Below are 15551 nucleotides of genomic sequence, written 5' to 3'. Positions count from 1 at the left end.
TGGAAGGAAACCCTGTTATGCGCTTGAGTGCCAGCGCTATTGCGCTTGTTGTCGGACTGCTGTTCAACCTCGGGGCACACGCCTCTGAACGGCCACAACGCTGGGTCAGTGCCGGTGGGGCGCTTTCGGAGTGGGTGACGGCCCTGGGGGGCGAGTCGAATCTGGTGGGGGTGGACACCACAAGCCAGCATCCGGCCTCACTCAAGGCCTTGCCGAGTATTGGTTATCAACGACAACTGTCGGCGGAGGGCATCCTGAGCCTGCGTCCACAGATTCTGGTGGGCACCGAGGAGATGGGGCCGCCGCCGGTGCTGGCGCAGATCCGCAGCGCGGGCGTGCAGGTGGAGATGTTCTCGGCCCAGCCGGATCTGCCGACGCTGAAGGGCACTCTCCAGCACTTGGGCAAGTTGCTGGGTGATGAAGCCAAGGCCAATGAGTTGTTTAGCGGATATGAGCAGGCTCTGGATCAGCAGAAGAACTGGTTGACCAAGGCCCAAGCCACGCAAAAGGCCCCGGGTGTATTGCTGTTGCTCGGCCATTCGGGTGGCAAGCCGCTGATTGCCGGCAAGGATACGGCGGCGGACTGGGTGTTGCAGCAGGCCGGTGGACGCAACCTGGCGACCCACAGTGGTTACAAGCCGTTTTCGGTAGAGTCGCTGGCTGGCTTGAGCCCTGATGTGCTGGTGTTCTCTGATCGCGCCCTGAGCGGTGATGCGGCGCGGGCGGCCCTGTTCAGGGAGAACCCGATCCTGGCTGCAACCCCGGCGGCCAAAGGGGGACGGGTGTTTGAGCTGGACCCCACGCTCTTGGTCGGTGGGCTTGGGCCGCGCTTGCCGCAAAGCCTCAAGCAATTGTCCGCCGGGTTTTATCCGTCCCAGGGCAAGCCTGCCCCATGACTACTCTGGTTAAACCCAAGACGCTGTTTATCGGGCTGGCGCTGTTGTGTGTGTTGGCGATTTGGCTCTCATTGGCCCTGGGGCCGGTCAGCCTGCCGTTGTTGGATACGCTCCGCGCGGCGTTGCGCTTGATGGGCGCCCCTATCGAGGCCCAAGGGCTGGAGCAGGCGGAGCTGATCCTGGGGCAGATCCGTTTGCCGCGTACGTTGCTGGGGCTGGCGGTGGGCGGGGTGCTCGCGTTGTCGGGCGTGGCGATGCAGGGCCTGTTTCGCAATCCGCTGGCGGACCCGGGGCTGGTCGGGGTGTCGAGCGGCGCGGCGTTGGGGGCGGCGATTGCGATTGTCGGCGGCGCTTTTTTTGGCGGTTTGCCGCAAGCGTTCGGCCCTTATTTGTTGTCATTGTGTGCGTTTCTCGGTGGCTTGGGGGTCACCGCACTGGTGTATCGGCTGGGGCGGCACAACGGGCAGACGAACGTCGCGACAATGCTGCTGGCCGGCATCGCTCTTACGGCGCTCGCGGGTTCGGCGGTGGGGCTGTTTACTTATCTGGCGGACGACGCCACCTTGCGCACCCTGACCTTCTGGAACCTGGGCAGCCTCAATGGCGCCAGCTATTCGCGGCTGTGGCCGTTGCTGCTGGTGAGTGCCGCTGTCGCGTTGTGGCTGCCGCGTCGGGCCAAGGCCTTGAATGCGCTGCTGCTGGGCGAGTCCGAGGCCAACCATCTCGGGGTTGATGTTGAGCGGCTCAAGCGCGAGTTGGTGTTCTGTACGGCCCTCGGCGTTGGCGCAGCCGTGGCGGCGGCGGGGATGATCGGGTTTGTCGGCTTGGTGGTGCCGCATCTGGTGCGATTGCTGGCGGGGCCGGATCATCGGGTGTTGCTGCCGGCGTCGGTGCTGGCGGGGGCGAGTTTATTGCTGTTTGCCGACTTGGTGGCCAGGCTGGCTTTGGCGCCGGCGGAGTTGCCCATCGGTATTGTGACTGCGTTTATCGGCGCGCCATTTTTTCTCTACCTGTTGTTGCGGGGGCGTGCCTGATGCTGCGTGTGGAAGACCTGCAGATCCGTCGCGGCCGCAAAACCGTGCTGGCGGATGTCACCCTGGAGCTGCTGCCGGGTGAAGTACTCGGTGTGCTGGGCCCCAATGGCGCGGGCAAAAGCACGTTGCTCGGTGCGTTGTGCGGTGAGTTGCCGCCGGATCAGGGCGGCGTGTGGTTGGATCAGCGCCCGCTGAGCGAGTGGAGTGGTTCGCAGCGCGCGCAACGTTTGGCGGTGTTGCCGCAGTCTTCGTCCCTGGAGTTTGCCTTTCGCGTCGAAGAAGTCGTGGGCATGGGCCGCTTGCCCCATCAGACCGGGCGGATGCGCGATGATGAAATCATCGCGGCGGCCCTGCTGGCGGCGGATGTCGGGCATTTGAGCGGTCGCAGTTATCTCGCCTTGTCCGGTGGCGAGCGTCAACGCGTGCACCTGGCGCGAGTCTTGGCGCAGTTGTGGCCGGGGGAGGCTGGGCAGACATTGTTGCTGGATGAGCCGACATCGATGCTCGACCCCTTGCATCAACATACGACCTTGCAGGCGATCCGCACCTTCGCCGATCGCGGCGCGGCGGTGCTGGTGATTCTCCACGACCTGAATCTGGCGGCGCGTTACTGTGACCGGATCTTGCTGCTGGAGGCGGGGCGTCCCCATGCCCTGGATACGCCAGTACAGGTGATGCAGCCGGAGCCGCTCAAGGCAGTGTTCGGTTTGGATGTGTTGGTACAGCCGCATCCGGAACGGGGGCATCCGCTGATCATTGCGCGCTGAAACGTAGTTTTGCGCAGGCAAAAAAAGACCCGGCAAGAGCCGGGTCAAATAACCGTGATTAGCCTGATGAGGAGATAATCTGAGAGTCCGAACCAAGGGTCTTTCAGTTATCGGCTGATCTCGCGACCAGTTGTGATAATCATAACGATTCTCATTTGAGAGTCAACATTTGTTTTTGCATGCATTCGTGCTTTTCTCAAACGCTCGTTCGTAACCCCCGTCAACCCTGGCTCTGACCGTCGCGCTAATTCTTCTGGCGCGCCGAGATAGCATCCAATTGACGGTTCAACGCTTCCTTGCGCTCGGCTGGAATGTCGTTCCAGTGAACATCCATCAACGCCCCTTCAATTGCATACAGCAAGACTTTCGATGCGCGGAACCCGCGAGTCCGTACAGCTCGGTAGGCGTCGACCGCGCCCAGGCGACGCAGGTCGGACGCACTGTGGATGCCCACCGCATGCAGCCATTGTGCTGACGTCTTGCCGAGGTTTTTCAGGTGTTGCAGCTCATCGTTCATCAAGCCTCCTTGCGACGGCCGAATGGTGCGGTGGGTATCGTGACCAGGCAAGCCTGAAAAGGAGTGTAGCGCTCAGTAGGAAAAGCGTAGTTCTTTGGCCTGAAACGGCCTAAAAGCTTATAAGAATGGTGCGGGGATTTTTTCCAGGGCAGGGATGGAGCACCCCGGAGCACTGAATGTGTCCGGGGCTTTGCGGCAGGGAATTACTTGGTGCGATAACGCAGGCGTGTACCGAAATTGACCGACATGAGGATCTCGTCGGCGGTCAGTTCGGGCGGGAAGTAAGTACCGGAGATCTGTGCATGGGCCAGGCTGGCGCCTTCGAGCGAGCACTCGCGCAGATCCAGGCCGCGCAAATCGGCCGAGCGGAAATAGGCGTCGGTGAAGTCCACGCCCGCGGCTTCCAGTTCGCGTAAATCCAGCCCTCGGAAGTCGCCACCGCGCATGTCGATCGTGCCGCCTTTTGGGCGCTCCAGGTTGAAGCCGCGAATATCGTCTTTATGCAGGAGCGAGTAGAGCGGTGTATCAAGAAGCTTCGGCTGACTCATGATGGCAACTCCTGTTAGTTTTATGACGCCATTATAGTGCCACTATTGCTTGGCCGTGCGCCGAAAGTCGGTGACACGGCCAAGAAATTTTTCTTACAGCCCAGGCAGGCGCTGACGGATGTGCGCGACCAAAGCGTCCAGTGTCCCGCTTTCATTGGTTTCGACGCGTTTGCTCAGGAGCAGTTCCTCGGCGCTCAGTGGTTCGCGGTTGGCCTGTTGCTCTTCGATAACGGCCAGTGTTGCGTCGGATGGATCGTTTTTGTCGGCCTGACGTTGTGCCAACCAGCTCTCGATAACGGCTTGTGGTGCGTTGCAGTCCAGGATCAGGAACGGTGCGCCAGTGGCTTCGGCAACCTTGGCGGCGGCGTCGCGTTGTGCGCGCTTGAGGAACGTGGCATCCAGCACTACCGGGAAACCGGCGCGCAGCACGATATCGGCGATTTCATTCAAGCGCGCGTAGGTGGCAGCGCTTGCGTCGGCTGCATAGATACCGGCCTTGGGCGTGTTCTCGACCTGCTGTTCGCCGAACAGGCGTTTGCGTTCCACATCCGAGCGCAGGCGCACGGCACCCAGTGCCTCGACCAGGCGCATGGACACCTGGCTTTTGCCCACCGCGGAAACGCCGTGGGTAATTGCCAGGAACCGCGAAGGAATGGTGCTGTAGCTTTCCGCCAGGTTGGCGTAGTTGCGGTACTGGCGCAGGCTGCTGGCGCGTTGCACCGGGCTGGCGTCGCCCGGCATGCTGAACAGCGCGATCTTGGCGCGTACCAGGGCACGGTAGGCTTTATAGAAGTTCAGCACTTCGAGGCCCTGGTAGTCGCCGGTCAGTTCCAGGTATTGGCTGATAAAACGCCGTGCCAGGGATTTGAGGCCACGGTCTTCCAGGTCCATCGCGAGGAAACCGGTATCCGCGTACACGTCGGTGAAACGGAACGGCTCGTTGAACTCGATGCAGTCGAAGATCACCACCTGGCCGTCGATCAAGGTGGCGTTGCCCAGGTGGATGTCGCCGTGGCATTCACGGGTGAAGCCGTCCTGCTTGCGCTGGATGAACAGTGGCTTGAGGCGTTCGAAGCTGCTTTCGGCCCAGGCTTGCAGCGCGTCGAGTTGAATCAGGTCGGCCTTGTCGCTGAGGAAGGGACGGATCTGGTCGAAGTTCTGGCGCACCGGTGCCATCACCTCGTCCGGAGTGCCGGCTGGGTGGTCTTGCGCAACTTTCGGTGCCGTCAGGTGGAACTGTGCGATCTGTTTGGCCATCTCATCGATGTGCGCGCTGGTCAGTTCGCCGTTGGCTTGCAAGGTGCTGAGCAGTTGGCTTTGCGGGAACTGGCGCATTTTCAGCGCGTACTCGATGACCGGGCCTTCACCGCCCAGTTGTGGGGCTTCGGCGGTGCCAGTGATCGGCAGCACCTCAAGATACAAATCCTTGGTCAGGCGCCCGTTGAGGCGCAGCTCTTCCCGGCAGAAATGGCCGCGATCATCCAGGGCCGTGAAGTCCAGAAAGCCGAAGTTCATCGGTTTCTTCAGTTTATAAGCGTAGGGCCCAGTGAGTATGACCCAGGAAATGTGGGTCTCGATCACTTGGAATTCTTCAACCGGATGAGGGTACAAAGCCGGGTTTTGCAGGGCTGCGATCAGGGACTGGCTCACGGGCGATCCTTCAAAGACTGGGGGAAATCATGGCGGGCATTATGGCTGCTGATGTCTGCCGTGCAAACCGCTGTCCGGCTCATGTTGATCATCAATAAAGTGCGTATAATCCGCCGCCATGACTCGAACCCGATCTCCCCGTTCCCGTAAAAAACCTCCTTCCCGTGGCCTGCGCCCTTGGCTGGGCTGGGCGCTCAAGCTCAGCCTGGTGGGCCTTGTGGTCCTCGCCGGCTTCGCGGTGTATCTCGATGCCGTGGTGCAGGAGAAGTTCTCCGGCAAGCGCTGGACCATCCCGGCCAAGGTGTATGCGCGGCCATTGGAATTGTTCAATGGCCAGAAGCTGAGCAAGGATGACTTCCTCACCGAGCTTGATGCCTTGGGCTATCGCCGTGAGCCCGTGAGCAACGGCCCGGGCGCCGCTGCCGTCAGCGGCAATACCGTCGACCTGAACACCCGCGGCTTCCAGTTCTATGAAGGCCTGGAAAAAGCCCAGCCGGTGCGCGTGCGTTTCTCCGGCGACTATGTGGCCGAGCTGTCGTCCCTCAACGGTTCGAAGCTGCCGGTAGTGCGTCTGGAACCGCTGATGATCGGCGGGATTTATCCGAAGAACCTTGAAGATCGCATCCTGATCAAGCTCGATCAGGTGCCGCCGTACCTGCTCGAAACCCTGGTCGCCGTAGAAGACCGCGATTTCTACAGCCACTGGGGCGTCTCGCCGAAGTCGATTGCCCGTGCCATCTGGGTGAACACCTCCGGCGGCAAGATGACCCAGGGCGGCAGTACGCTGACGCAACAGTTGGTGAAGAACTTCTACCTGACCAACGAGCGCAGCCTGACCCGTAAGCTCACCGAAGCCATGATGGCGATGCTGCTGGAGGTGCATTACAGCAAGCAGGAAATCCTCGAGGCGTACCTCAATGAGGTGTTCGTCGGCCAGGATGGTCAGCGCGCGGTGCATGGTTTCGGTCTGGCCAGCCAGTTCTTCTTTGGCCAGCCGCTGTCCGAGCTGAAGCTGCATCAGGTCGCTTTGCTGGTGGGGATGGTCAAGGGCCCGTCCTACTACAACCCGCGTCGCAACCCGGAGCGTGCGCTGGAGCGTCGTAACCTGGTGCTTGATGTGCTTGAGCAGCAGGGCGTTGCCACTGCAGAACAAGTGGCTGCGGCGAAGAAGATGCCGCTGGGCGTGACCACGCGCGGCAAGTTGGCTGACAGTTCGTTCCCGGGCTTTATCGACCTGGTCAAGCGCCAGTTGCGTGAAGACTATCGCGACGAAGACTTGACCGAAGAGGGCCTGCGTATCTTCACCAGTTTCGACCCGATCCTGCAGATGAAGGCCGAGGCGTCGGTAAATGACACCTTCAAGCGCATGACCGGCCGCAAAGGCGCCGACGAAGTCGAAGCGGCCATGGTCGTGACCAACCCGGAGACCGGCGAGGTCCAGGCCCTGGTTGGCAGTCGCCTGGCTAGCTTTGCCGGGTTCAACCGCGCGCTGGATGCGGTGCGACCGATCGGCTCGCTGGTCAAGCCGGCGGTTTACCTGACCGCGCTGGAGAAACCGAGCAAATACACACTGACCAGTTGGTTGTCGGATGATCCGCTGTCGGTCAAAGGCGGGGATGGCCAGGTGTGGACGCCGCAGAACTTCGACCGCCGTTCCCACGGCACGGTTTTCCTGTACCAGGGCCTGGCGCACTCCTACAACATCTCCACTTCACGCCTTGGGCTTGAAGTGGGCGTGCCGAACGTGTTGAAAACCCTCGCACGCCTGGGCATTACCCGTGAGTTCCCGGCCTTCCCGTCGATCCTGTTGGGTGCCGGTGCGATGACGCCGATGGAAGTCGCGACGATGTACCAGACCCTGGCCAACGGCGGTTTCAATACGCCGATGCGTGGGATTCGAAGCGTGCTGACTGCCGAAGGCGAGCCGCTCAAGCGTTATCCGTTCCAGATACAGCAGCGTTTCGATGCAGGCTCCATCTACCTGATCCAGAACGCCATGCAGCGCGTGATGCGTGAAGGTACGGGCGCCTCGGTCTATAAGGTGCTGCCGTCGAACCTGACGCTGGCGGGCAAGACCGGCACCAGTAACGACTCGCGTGACAGCTGGTTCGCCGGTTTCGGCCAGGATGTGCTGGCGGTGGTGTGGATGGGCCGTGATGACAACGGCAAGACTCCGTTCACCGGCGCGACAGGTGCGTTGCAGGTCTGGACCAGTTTCATGCGCAAGGCCGACCCGCTGCCGTTGAACATGCCGCAGCCGGACAACATCGTGCAGGCCTGGATTGATCCGCACACGGGGCAGGGCTCTGACGCCAACTGTCCGGGTGCGGTACAGATGCCGTATATTCGCGGCAGCGAGCCACCACCCGGCGCCGCGTGCGGTGGCAGTTTGCCTGCTGACGCGGAGTCGGTGATGGATTGGGTCAAGGGCTGGATGAATTAAGCGAAGAGGGTTTCACGTGAACAAGTGGTTGTTTCCAGCTATTACAACTCTGGCTTTGCTCGGTGGTTGCTCCAGCGTGCAGCGCGGCTCCATCCCCGTGGTGGATTCGAGCACCGCTGTCTCCAACAGCGACCGTATCTCGGCCAATGGCGGTTTCCGCCAGACCGTGACCAACCGTCCCGCCCAGGCCCGGCCGCAGGCTGTGCCGCAGGATTCGGGCGTGGTGGTGATGGTGCCGGGTGCTGGCGCCGCGACATCGGCGCCCATCAGTGCCGAGCCGTGGACGCCGGGGCCAAGCACTTCCGGCCCGATCGATTCCACGCCGATCCAGTCGGCGCCGATCAACCAGGGCACCTACAATATGCCGTCGACGCCGAGCGGCATTCCGTCGTCGTCCAATTCCGGCGGCCTGTCGGCTGACGAGCAACTGGACGGCCCGGTGCTGGCGTTGTTGACCACTGCCCAGCAACAGCAGGCCGGTGGCGATTTGAACGGCGCATCGTCGAGTCTTGAGCGCGCCCAGCGTGTGGCACCTCGTGAGCCGCAAGTGTTGTATCGCCTGGCCCAGGTGCGCATGGCCCAGGGTGATGCGCCACAAGCCGAGCAGTTCGCCCGTCGTGGCCTGACGCTGGCCAATGGTCGCCCCGACCTGCAAGCCAACCTGTGGGCCCTGATCGGCGACGCGCGCGCCGCCCAGGGTGATGCCGCCGGTGCTGCTCAGGCGCGGCAGAAAGGCAAGGTCACGTACTGATGGATGCACGGTTTCCCGCAATTGCCGAGCAATTATTGCTGATCGAGCGCGAATTGCGCGTGCAGGGCTGGTGGGACGAGGTGTCCCCCGGCATTGAAGCGCTCAGCAGTGTCGAGCCGTTTTCGGTGGATACCCTGGACTTCCACCAGTGGCTGCAATGGATCTTCCTGGTGCGCATGAAGCAGATCCTCGAACAGGACCTGCCGCTGCCCAACGCCTCGGGGATCCTGGAGATGGCGGAAATGGTCTACGCCGACCGTCCGCGTGAGAGCCTCGGATTGCGTAACGCGCTGAAAAAGTTCGACCAATTGATCGTCGACGCTCGTTAATTGCCTGACTGCCGGGTTTTCCGGCAGTCTTGCGCACATTTCTACCGCTTGACGACATTCAGGCGAGTTTTATCCCTCCTCAAAGCCCTTTCTTCTACGTTCTCATGCGCTTAGTTGGAAAAAAGCGCAATTATTGCTTGACTTGAACGGCCTGAAACAGAAGAATCCAAAGTCCGCTGTATCGGGACTGCCAGAAGCAGGCCCGCTCAGCAGATCATGAGGCGCACACCCGCGCCGACCTGTTACACCCGCAACGCGTTACCTCGCGCTGGGTGGGAAAAGCCCGCAACACTTGGGACGATCCCAATACTTGCTCAGTCAGTGCTGACGTAGTCGGCGACCACCGTCGCTCATGCTCTGTTGAGAAGTAAACCTATTAAGACCCGTCGGTTTTCAACGGACGGTATTCTGGCGTTTTAGAGGTGAACAACGTGGAGCTTTTATCTGGCGGTGAGATGCTCGTCCGCTTTTTGCGTGACGAAGGCGTCGACTATATCTACGGGTACCCAGGTGGTGCTCTGCTGCATGTCTACGACGCACTGTTCAAGGAACCGGCTGTCAACCACATCCTGGTTCGCCACGAACAGGCCGCGACCCATATGGCGGACGGTTACGCCCGTGCCACCGGCAAGGCCGGCGTGGTACTGGTAACGTCCGGCCCAGGCGCAACCAATGCCATTACCGGCATCGCGACTGCTTATATGGATTCCATTCCGATGGTGATCATTTCCGGTCAGGTGCCAAGCACCATGGTCGGCACTGACGCATTCCAGGAAACCGACATGATCGGTATTTCCCGGCCGATCGTGAAACACAGCTTCATGATCAAGCACGCCTCGGAAATCCCGGAAGTCATGAAAAAGGCGTTCTACCTCGCACAGTCCGGTCGCCCGGGCCCTGTGGTGGTCGACATTCCAAAAGACATGACCAACCCGGCGGAAAAATTCGAATACGTCTTCCCGAAAAAAGCCAAGCTGCGCTCCTACAGCCCGGCCGTCCGTGGGCACTCGGGGCAAATCCGCAAGGCGGCAGAAATGCTCCTGGCGGCCAAGCGTCCCGTGCTGTACTCGGGTGGTGGCGTGATTCTCGGTGGTGGTTCTGCACCGCTGACCGAACTGGCCAAGCTGCTCAACCTGCCGGTAACCAATACCCTGATGGGTCTCGGCGCATTTCCGGGTACTGACCGTCAGTTCGTCGGCATGCTCGGCATGCACGGCAGCTACACCGCCAACCTGACCATGCACCACGCCGACGTGATCCTGGCCGTGGGCGCTCGTTTCGATGACCGTGTGATCAACGGCGCGAGCAAATTCTGCCCGAATGCCAAGATCATCCACATCGACATCGACCCGGCGTCCATCTCCAAGACCATCAAGGCCGACGTGCCGATCGTGGGTCCTGTAGAAAGCGTATTGACCGAAATGGTCGCTGCGCTCAAGGACATCGGCGAAACGCCGAACAAGGAATCCGTTGCCAGCTGGTGGAAACAGATCGACGAATGGCGCGGTGATCGCGGCCTGTTCCCTTACGACAAGGGTGACGGCAGCATCATCAAGCCACAGACCGTGATCGAGACCCTGTGCGAAGTGACCAAGGGCGACGCCTTTGTGACCTCCGACGTGGGCCAGCACCAGATGTTCGCCGCGCAGTACTACAAGTTCGACAAGCCAAACCGCTGGATCAACTCCGGTGGCCTGGGCACGATGGGCTTTGGTTTCCCTGCGGCCATGGGTGTGAAACTGAGCTTCCCGGACAGCGACGTCGCGTGCGTAACCGGCGAGGGCAGTATCCAGATGAACATCCAGGAACTGTCGACGTGCCTGCAATACGGTCTTCCAGTGAAGATCGTGTGCTTGAACAACGGCGTACTGGGCATGGTTCGCCAGTGGCAGGACATGAGCTACAACAGCCGTCACTCCCATTCCTACATGGAATCGCTGCCGGACTTCGTCAAGCTGGTTGAAGCCTATGGCCATGTCGGCATTCGCATCACCGATCTGAAAGATCTGAAGCCGAAGATGGAAGAAGCGTTCGCCATGAAGGATCGCCTGGTGTTCATCGATATCAAGGTGGATACCAGCGAGCACGTCTACCCGATGCAGATCAAAGACGGCTCTATGCGCGACATGTGGCTGAACAAGACGGAGCGTACTTAATCATGCGGCACATTATCTCCCTGCTTCTGGAGAACGAACCCGGCGCTCTGTCTCGTGTTGTCGGCCTGTTTTCGCAGCGTAACTACAACATCGAAAGCCTGACCGTGGCCCCGACCGAAGACCCGACCCTGTCGCGTCTGACGTTGACCACCGTGGGCCACGATGAGGTGATCGAGCAGATCACCAAGAACCTCAACAAGCTGATCGAAGTGGTCAAGCTGGTCGACCTGTCGGAAAGTGCCCACATCGAGCGCGAGCTGATGCTGGTTAAAGTCAAGGCCACGGGCGCCCAACGTGCCGAGATCAAGCGCACTACCGATATTTATCGCGGGCAGATCGTCGATGTGAGCGCCAGCGTTTATACCGTTCAACTGACCGGTACAAGCGACAAGCTGGACAGCTTCATCCAGTCGATCGGGACGGCCTCGATTCTGGAAACGGTACGCAGTGGTGTCACCGGCATTGCCCGTGGCGACAAAGTACTCAGCATCTAAACCAAATTAGCGAATGGCCTTACGGCCTGGATATATAGAGGAACCTCATGAAAGTTTATTACGATAAAGATTGTGACCTGTCGATCATCCAGGGCAAGAAAGTCGCCATCATCGGCTACGGCTCCCAGGGTCACGCGCAAGCTTGCAACCTGAAAGATTCCGGCGTTGACGTGACTGTTGGCCTGCGCAAAGGCTCGGCCACTGTTGCCAAGGCAGAAGCCCATGGCCTGAAAGTGACTGACGTTGCTTCCGCTGTTGCTGCTGCCGACCTGGTCATGATCCTGACCCCGGACGAGTTCCAGTCCTCGCTGTACAAGAACGAAATCGAGCCGAACATCAAGAAGGGCGCCACCCTGGCCTTCTCCCACGGCTTCGCGATTCACTACAACCAGGTTGTGCCGCGTGCTGACCTCGACGTGATCATGATCGCGCCGAAAGCACCGGGTCACACCGTGCGTTCCGAGTTCGTCAAAGGCGGCGGTATCCCTGACCTGATCGCGATCTACCAAGACGCATCGGGCAACGCCAAAAACGTTGCGCTGTCCTACGCAGCAGGCGTGGGTGGTGGTCGTACTGGCATCATCGAAACCACCTTCAAGGACGAGACTGAAACCGACCTGTTCGGCGAGCAAGCCGTTCTGTGCGGCGGTACCGTTGAGCTGGTGAAAGCTGGCTTCGAAACTCTGGTTGAAGCTGGTTACGCGCCAGAAATGGCCTACTTCGAGTGCTTGCACGAACTGAAGCTGATCGTTGACCTCATGTACGAAGGCGGTATCGCCAACATGAACTACTCGATCTCCAACAACGCCGAATACGGCGAATACGTCACTGGCCCGGAAGTGATCAACGCCGAGTCCCGTCAGGCTATGCGCAACGCCCTGAAACGTATTCAGGACGGCGAATACGCCAAAATGTTCATCAGCGAAGGCGCTACCGGCTACCCTTCGATGACCGCCAAGCGTCGTAACAACGCCGCTCACGGTATCGAAGTCATCGGCGAGCAACTGCGCTCCATGATGCCGTGGATCGGTGCCAACAAGATCGTCGACAAAGCCAAAAACTAAGTCGTACGGATCAAGGGAAAACGCGGCTTAGGCCGCGTTTTTTCGTTTGGGGGGCAGGTTCTGGTATAAAGCTGCATCGTTTGCGGGCGAACACTCGCCGCAAGTATCTGTCGAATTTTTTCACACCGTTGCAAGGTAAAGTCCATGAGCGAACGTCCCGAAGAGCCAAACCAGGCTCCTGACGCCGAAAGCCTGCTACCGATCGATGAGCATGTCGAAGAAGGGCATGACGCGGAGGGCCGCAAGGTCCGGCATCGTGGCATCTATCTGCTGCCCAATCTGTTCACTACGGCGAACCTGTTTGCCGGGTTCTATTCCATCATCAACTCCATGAGCGCCCAAAGTGCGCTGGCAGCGGGTGATGCGGTGAGTGCCAGCAAATACTTCGGTTTTGCTGCCATCGCAATCTTTGTTGCCATGGTGCTCGACGGCCTTGATGGGCGTGTGGCGCGCATGACCAATACCCAAAGTGCCTTCGGTGCCGAGTATGACTCGCTGTCGGACATGGTTGCCTTTGGTGTTGCGCCTGCGTTGCTGGCGTTTGCCTGGGCGCTGGGTGATATGGGCAAGGTCGGCTGGATGGTCGCCTTTATCTATGTCGCCGGGGCTGCATTGCGCCTGGCGCGTTTCAATACCCAGGTTGGGACCGCTGACAAGCGTTACTTCATTGGTCTGGCCAGCCCGGCTGCAGCAGGTGTGGTGGCGGGTATCGTCTGGGCATTCAGTGACTACGGTATCCAGGGTTCGAAGATGTCGTTCCTGGTGGCCTTGATGGTTGCGGCCGCTGGCATGCTGATGGTCAGCAACATCAAGTACAACAGCTTCAAGGAACTGGATCTCAAGGGGCGCGTGCCTTTTGTGGCAATCCTGGCCGTTGTGCTGGTGTTTGCAGTGGTCTTCAGTGATCCTCCGCGGATCCTGCTGCTGGCGTTCCTGGTCTATGCCGCGTCGGGCCCGGTTCAGTACTTGCTGCATCTGCGTCGGGACAAAACATTGCCTTAATGTAATTTCCCCCATACTCCGCAGTCTATTGGTGCATCAGTTCTCCAATGCTGCGGAGTTGCCATGTTAATCAAATTGCCAAAAGCGTCCGATTGCCACGAGTCGGATGTCACCCCTGAATCTCTTTATTTCTCTCGCCGCAGCTTGCTCGGTGGTGCGCTCGCCGGTATCGCTGCCAGCAGCTTGCCGCGCTGGGCCAGTGCGGCTGATGCTTCCCGTTACGCCGATGTTGAGCCGGGCAACGCACCGAATTGGTTTGCCGAGAAACTGCCTGGCACTCAATGGCAGGCTGTGACGGTGAAGGATGAAGCGATCACCCCCTTCAAGGATGCGACTCACTACAACAACTTCTATGAGTTCGGCACCGGCAAGGGCGATCCGGCAACGAATGCGGGTTCGCTCAAGACCGAGCCCTGGAGTGTTGTGATTGATGGTGAGGTTGCAAAGCCAGGGCGTTATGCCCTGGAAGATTTTATGAAGCCTTATCAGTTGGAGGAGCGGATCTACCGTTTACGGTGTGTCGAGGCGTGGTCGATGGTCATCCCCTGGATCGGCTTCCCTATCTCGGCGTTGCTCAAGCAAGTCGAACCGACCTCCAAGGCCAAGTACATTCGATTTGAAACGCTTCAGGACCCCAAGAGCATGCCGGGCCAGCGTTCGAGTTTTGGTTTGATCGACTGGCCATATATAGAAGGGTTGCGTCTGGATGAAGCGATGAACCCTTTGGCGATTCTTGCCGTTGGCATGTACGGGCGTGAACTGCCCAACCAGAACGGTGCGCCGCTGCGCTTGGTGGTGCCTTGGAAGTACGGCTTCAAAAGCGTGAAGTCCATTGTGCGCATCAGCCTGGTGAGCGAACAGCCGAAAACCACCTGGCAGAGTATTGCGGCGGATGAGTATGGGTTCTACGCGAACGTGAACCCCACGGTTGATCATCCGCGGTGGACCCAGGCGCGGGAGCGTCGCCTGCCGAGCGGCCTGTTCAGTCCCAATGTGCGTGAGACACAGATGTTCAATGGCTACTCGGATGAGGTTGCCTCCCTGTATGCCGGCCTTGATCTGCGGAAGAACTACTGATGCGCTACCCCATCTGGCGCCTCGGCGTTTTTATCGCGGTGGCCGTGTGGCCGCTATTCTGGCTATACGAGGCGTGGAGCTCTGTTCTCGGGCCTGATCCGGGCAAAGTGCTGGTGGATCGGCTGGGCCTGGGGACGTTGGTCCTTTTGCTGATCACTCTTGGAATGACGCCGTTGCAGAAGCTCAGCGGCTGGGCGGGGTGGATAGCTGTACGCCGGCAGTTGGGATTGTGGTGCTTTGCTTACGTAGTGCTGCATCTGGCGGCTTATTGCGTGTTTGTCCTTGGGCTCGACTGGTCGCAGTTGGGGGTGGAGTTGCGCAAGCGGCCTTACATTATTGTAGGGGCGCTGGGCTTCTTGTCGCTTTTGGTGTTGGCGGTGACTTCAAATCGCTATAGCCAGCGACGTTTGGGGAGTCGGTGGAAGAAATTGCATCGCCTGGTTTACGTGATTCTTGGGCTCGGCTTGCTGCATATGTTGTGGATAGTGCGGGCTGATCTCAAGGAGTGGGCGGTCTATGCATCTATAGGTGTATTGCTTTTGGCCCTGCGGATACCACCGGTGATGCGCCGAATCCCTCGTCTTATTGCCAAAAAGGCACCTTCTGCAACAAAAGCGTAATTAAAGGTTGACGGCAAATTGTAACTGTCTATAATTCGCCCCACTTCCGGCGCAGTCGAAACGGAAAACTCTTTGGTAAACAATGAGTTACGCAGTTTTCGGCAGCAGGTTGCTTCAGTTCATCGAAGCGCTGAGGAAGTTGAAAAAGAGGTGTTGACAGCAGCGTGTAACGCTGTAGAATTCGCCTCCCGCTAACGAGAGAT

Annotated in this window: 15 protein-coding genes; 12 read left to right on the top strand and 3 right to left on the bottom strand. The window is 59.6% G+C overall.

What is annotated here, in order from left to right; all coding sequences use genetic code 11:
* Positions 1-17 precede the first annotated feature (17 nt).
* From IB241_RS13680 to IB241_RS13670, 3 genes are read left to right on the top strand one after another with little or no spacing between them, the layout of a single operon-like run.
* Positions 18-896 carry a heme/hemin ABC transporter substrate-binding protein gene (locus IB241_RS13680; RefSeq protein WP_192298898.1) on the top strand — a complete coding sequence of 293 codons (879 nt, stop codon included), beginning with the start codon at positions 18-20 and terminating at the stop codon, positions 894-896.
* Positions 897-946: 50 nt separating this feature from the next.
* Positions 947-1930: a FecCD family ABC transporter permease gene (locus tag IB241_RS13675; protein WP_192299107.1), complete on the top strand. Its 984-nt coding sequence runs from the start codon at positions 947-949 to the stop codon at positions 1928-1930.
* On the top strand, positions 1930-2697 hold the full coding sequence (locus IB241_RS13670; RefSeq protein WP_192298897.1) for a heme ABC transporter ATP-binding protein: 768 nt from the start codon (positions 1930-1932) through the stop codon (positions 2695-2697). Before IB241_RS13675 ends, IB241_RS13670 begins: the two co-directional genes overlap by 1 nt.
* Before the next feature lie 244 nt (positions 2698-2941).
* Here the strand turns inward: IB241_RS13670 and IB241_RS13665 are convergent, their stop codons facing one another.
* The 3 genes from IB241_RS13665 to IB241_RS13655 all read right to left on the bottom strand — a co-directional run bounded on the left by IB241_RS13665 (position 2942) and on the right by IB241_RS13655 (position 5412).
* Positions 2942-3214 (bottom strand): TfoX/Sxy family protein, encoded by a 273-nt coding sequence (locus IB241_RS13665; protein ID WP_010562703.1) that lies wholly within the window; start codon positions 3212-3214, stop codon positions 2942-2944.
* 203 nt (positions 3215-3417) lie between these two features.
* Entirely contained in the window at positions 3418-3762 is a 345-nt protein-coding gene (locus IB241_RS13660) for a pentapeptide repeat-containing protein (protein ID WP_192298896.1), read from the bottom strand.
* A 93-nt stretch (positions 3763-3855) separates the two neighbouring features.
* On the bottom strand, positions 3856-5412 hold the full coding sequence (locus tag IB241_RS13655) for a bifunctional aminoglycoside phosphotransferase/ATP-binding protein (RefSeq protein ID WP_192298895.1): 1557 nt from the start codon (positions 5410-5412) through the stop codon (positions 3856-3858).
* 118 nt (positions 5413-5530) lie between these two features.
* Between IB241_RS13655 and mrcB the strand changes: the two genes are divergently transcribed.
* From mrcB to msrQ, 9 genes are all read left to right on the top strand, one after another.
* Positions 5531-7855, top strand: coding sequence for a penicillin-binding protein 1B (gene mrcB / locus IB241_RS13650; RefSeq protein ID WP_192298894.1), 2325 nt, complete (start codon positions 5531-5533; stop codon positions 7853-7855).
* Between the two features lie 16 nt (positions 7856-7871).
* The gene (locus IB241_RS13645) at positions 7872-8606 is read left to right on the top strand and encodes a tetratricopeptide repeat protein (RefSeq protein ID WP_192298893.1); all 735 of its coding nucleotides are present in this window, start codon (positions 7872-7874) and stop codon (positions 8604-8606) included.
* The gene (locus IB241_RS13640; protein WP_192298892.1) at positions 8606-8935 is read left to right on the top strand and encodes a YqcC family protein; all 330 of its coding nucleotides are present in this window, start codon (positions 8606-8608) and stop codon (positions 8933-8935) included. The genes IB241_RS13645 and IB241_RS13640 overlap by 1 nt, the downstream gene beginning before the upstream one ends.
* Before the next feature lie 431 nt (positions 8936-9366).
* Positions 9367-11091: an acetolactate synthase 3 large subunit gene (locus IB241_RS13635; RefSeq protein WP_192298891.1), complete on the top strand. Its 1725-nt coding sequence runs from the start codon at positions 9367-9369 to the stop codon at positions 11089-11091.
* A gap of 2 nt (positions 11092-11093) precedes the next feature.
* A complete protein-coding gene (ilvN, locus tag IB241_RS13630; protein WP_003176102.1) occupies positions 11094-11585 on the top strand; it encodes an acetolactate synthase small subunit in 492 nt (163 codons plus the stop codon).
* Between the two features lie 47 nt (positions 11586-11632).
* A complete protein-coding gene (gene ilvC / locus IB241_RS13625; RefSeq protein ID WP_003194132.1) occupies positions 11633-12649 on the top strand; it encodes a ketol-acid reductoisomerase in 1017 nt (338 codons plus the stop codon).
* Between the two features lie 144 nt (positions 12650-12793).
* Positions 12794-13651, top strand: coding sequence for a CDP-diacylglycerol--serine O-phosphatidyltransferase (gene pssA / locus IB241_RS13620; protein ID WP_017734128.1), 858 nt, complete (start codon positions 12794-12796; stop codon positions 13649-13651).
* Between the two features lie 63 nt (positions 13652-13714).
* Positions 13715-14728 (top strand): protein-methionine-sulfoxide reductase catalytic subunit MsrP, encoded by a 1014-nt coding sequence (msrP, locus tag IB241_RS13615; protein WP_192298890.1) that lies wholly within the window; start codon positions 13715-13717, stop codon positions 14726-14728.
* The gene (msrQ, locus tag IB241_RS13610; protein WP_192298889.1) at positions 14728-15348 is read left to right on the top strand and encodes a protein-methionine-sulfoxide reductase heme-binding subunit MsrQ; all 621 of its coding nucleotides are present in this window, start codon (positions 14728-14730) and stop codon (positions 15346-15348) included. Before msrP ends, msrQ begins: the two co-directional genes overlap by 1 nt.
* Positions 15349-15551 lie beyond the last annotated feature (203 nt).

Source organism: Pseudomonas sp. PDM05 (assembly GCF_014851685.1).
Classification (GTDB): domain Bacteria; phylum Pseudomonadota; class Gammaproteobacteria; order Pseudomonadales; family Pseudomonadaceae; genus Aquipseudomonas.
Note: the sequence above shows the minus strand (reverse complement) of the source record. Positions and strands in the feature narration are given on the sequence as shown.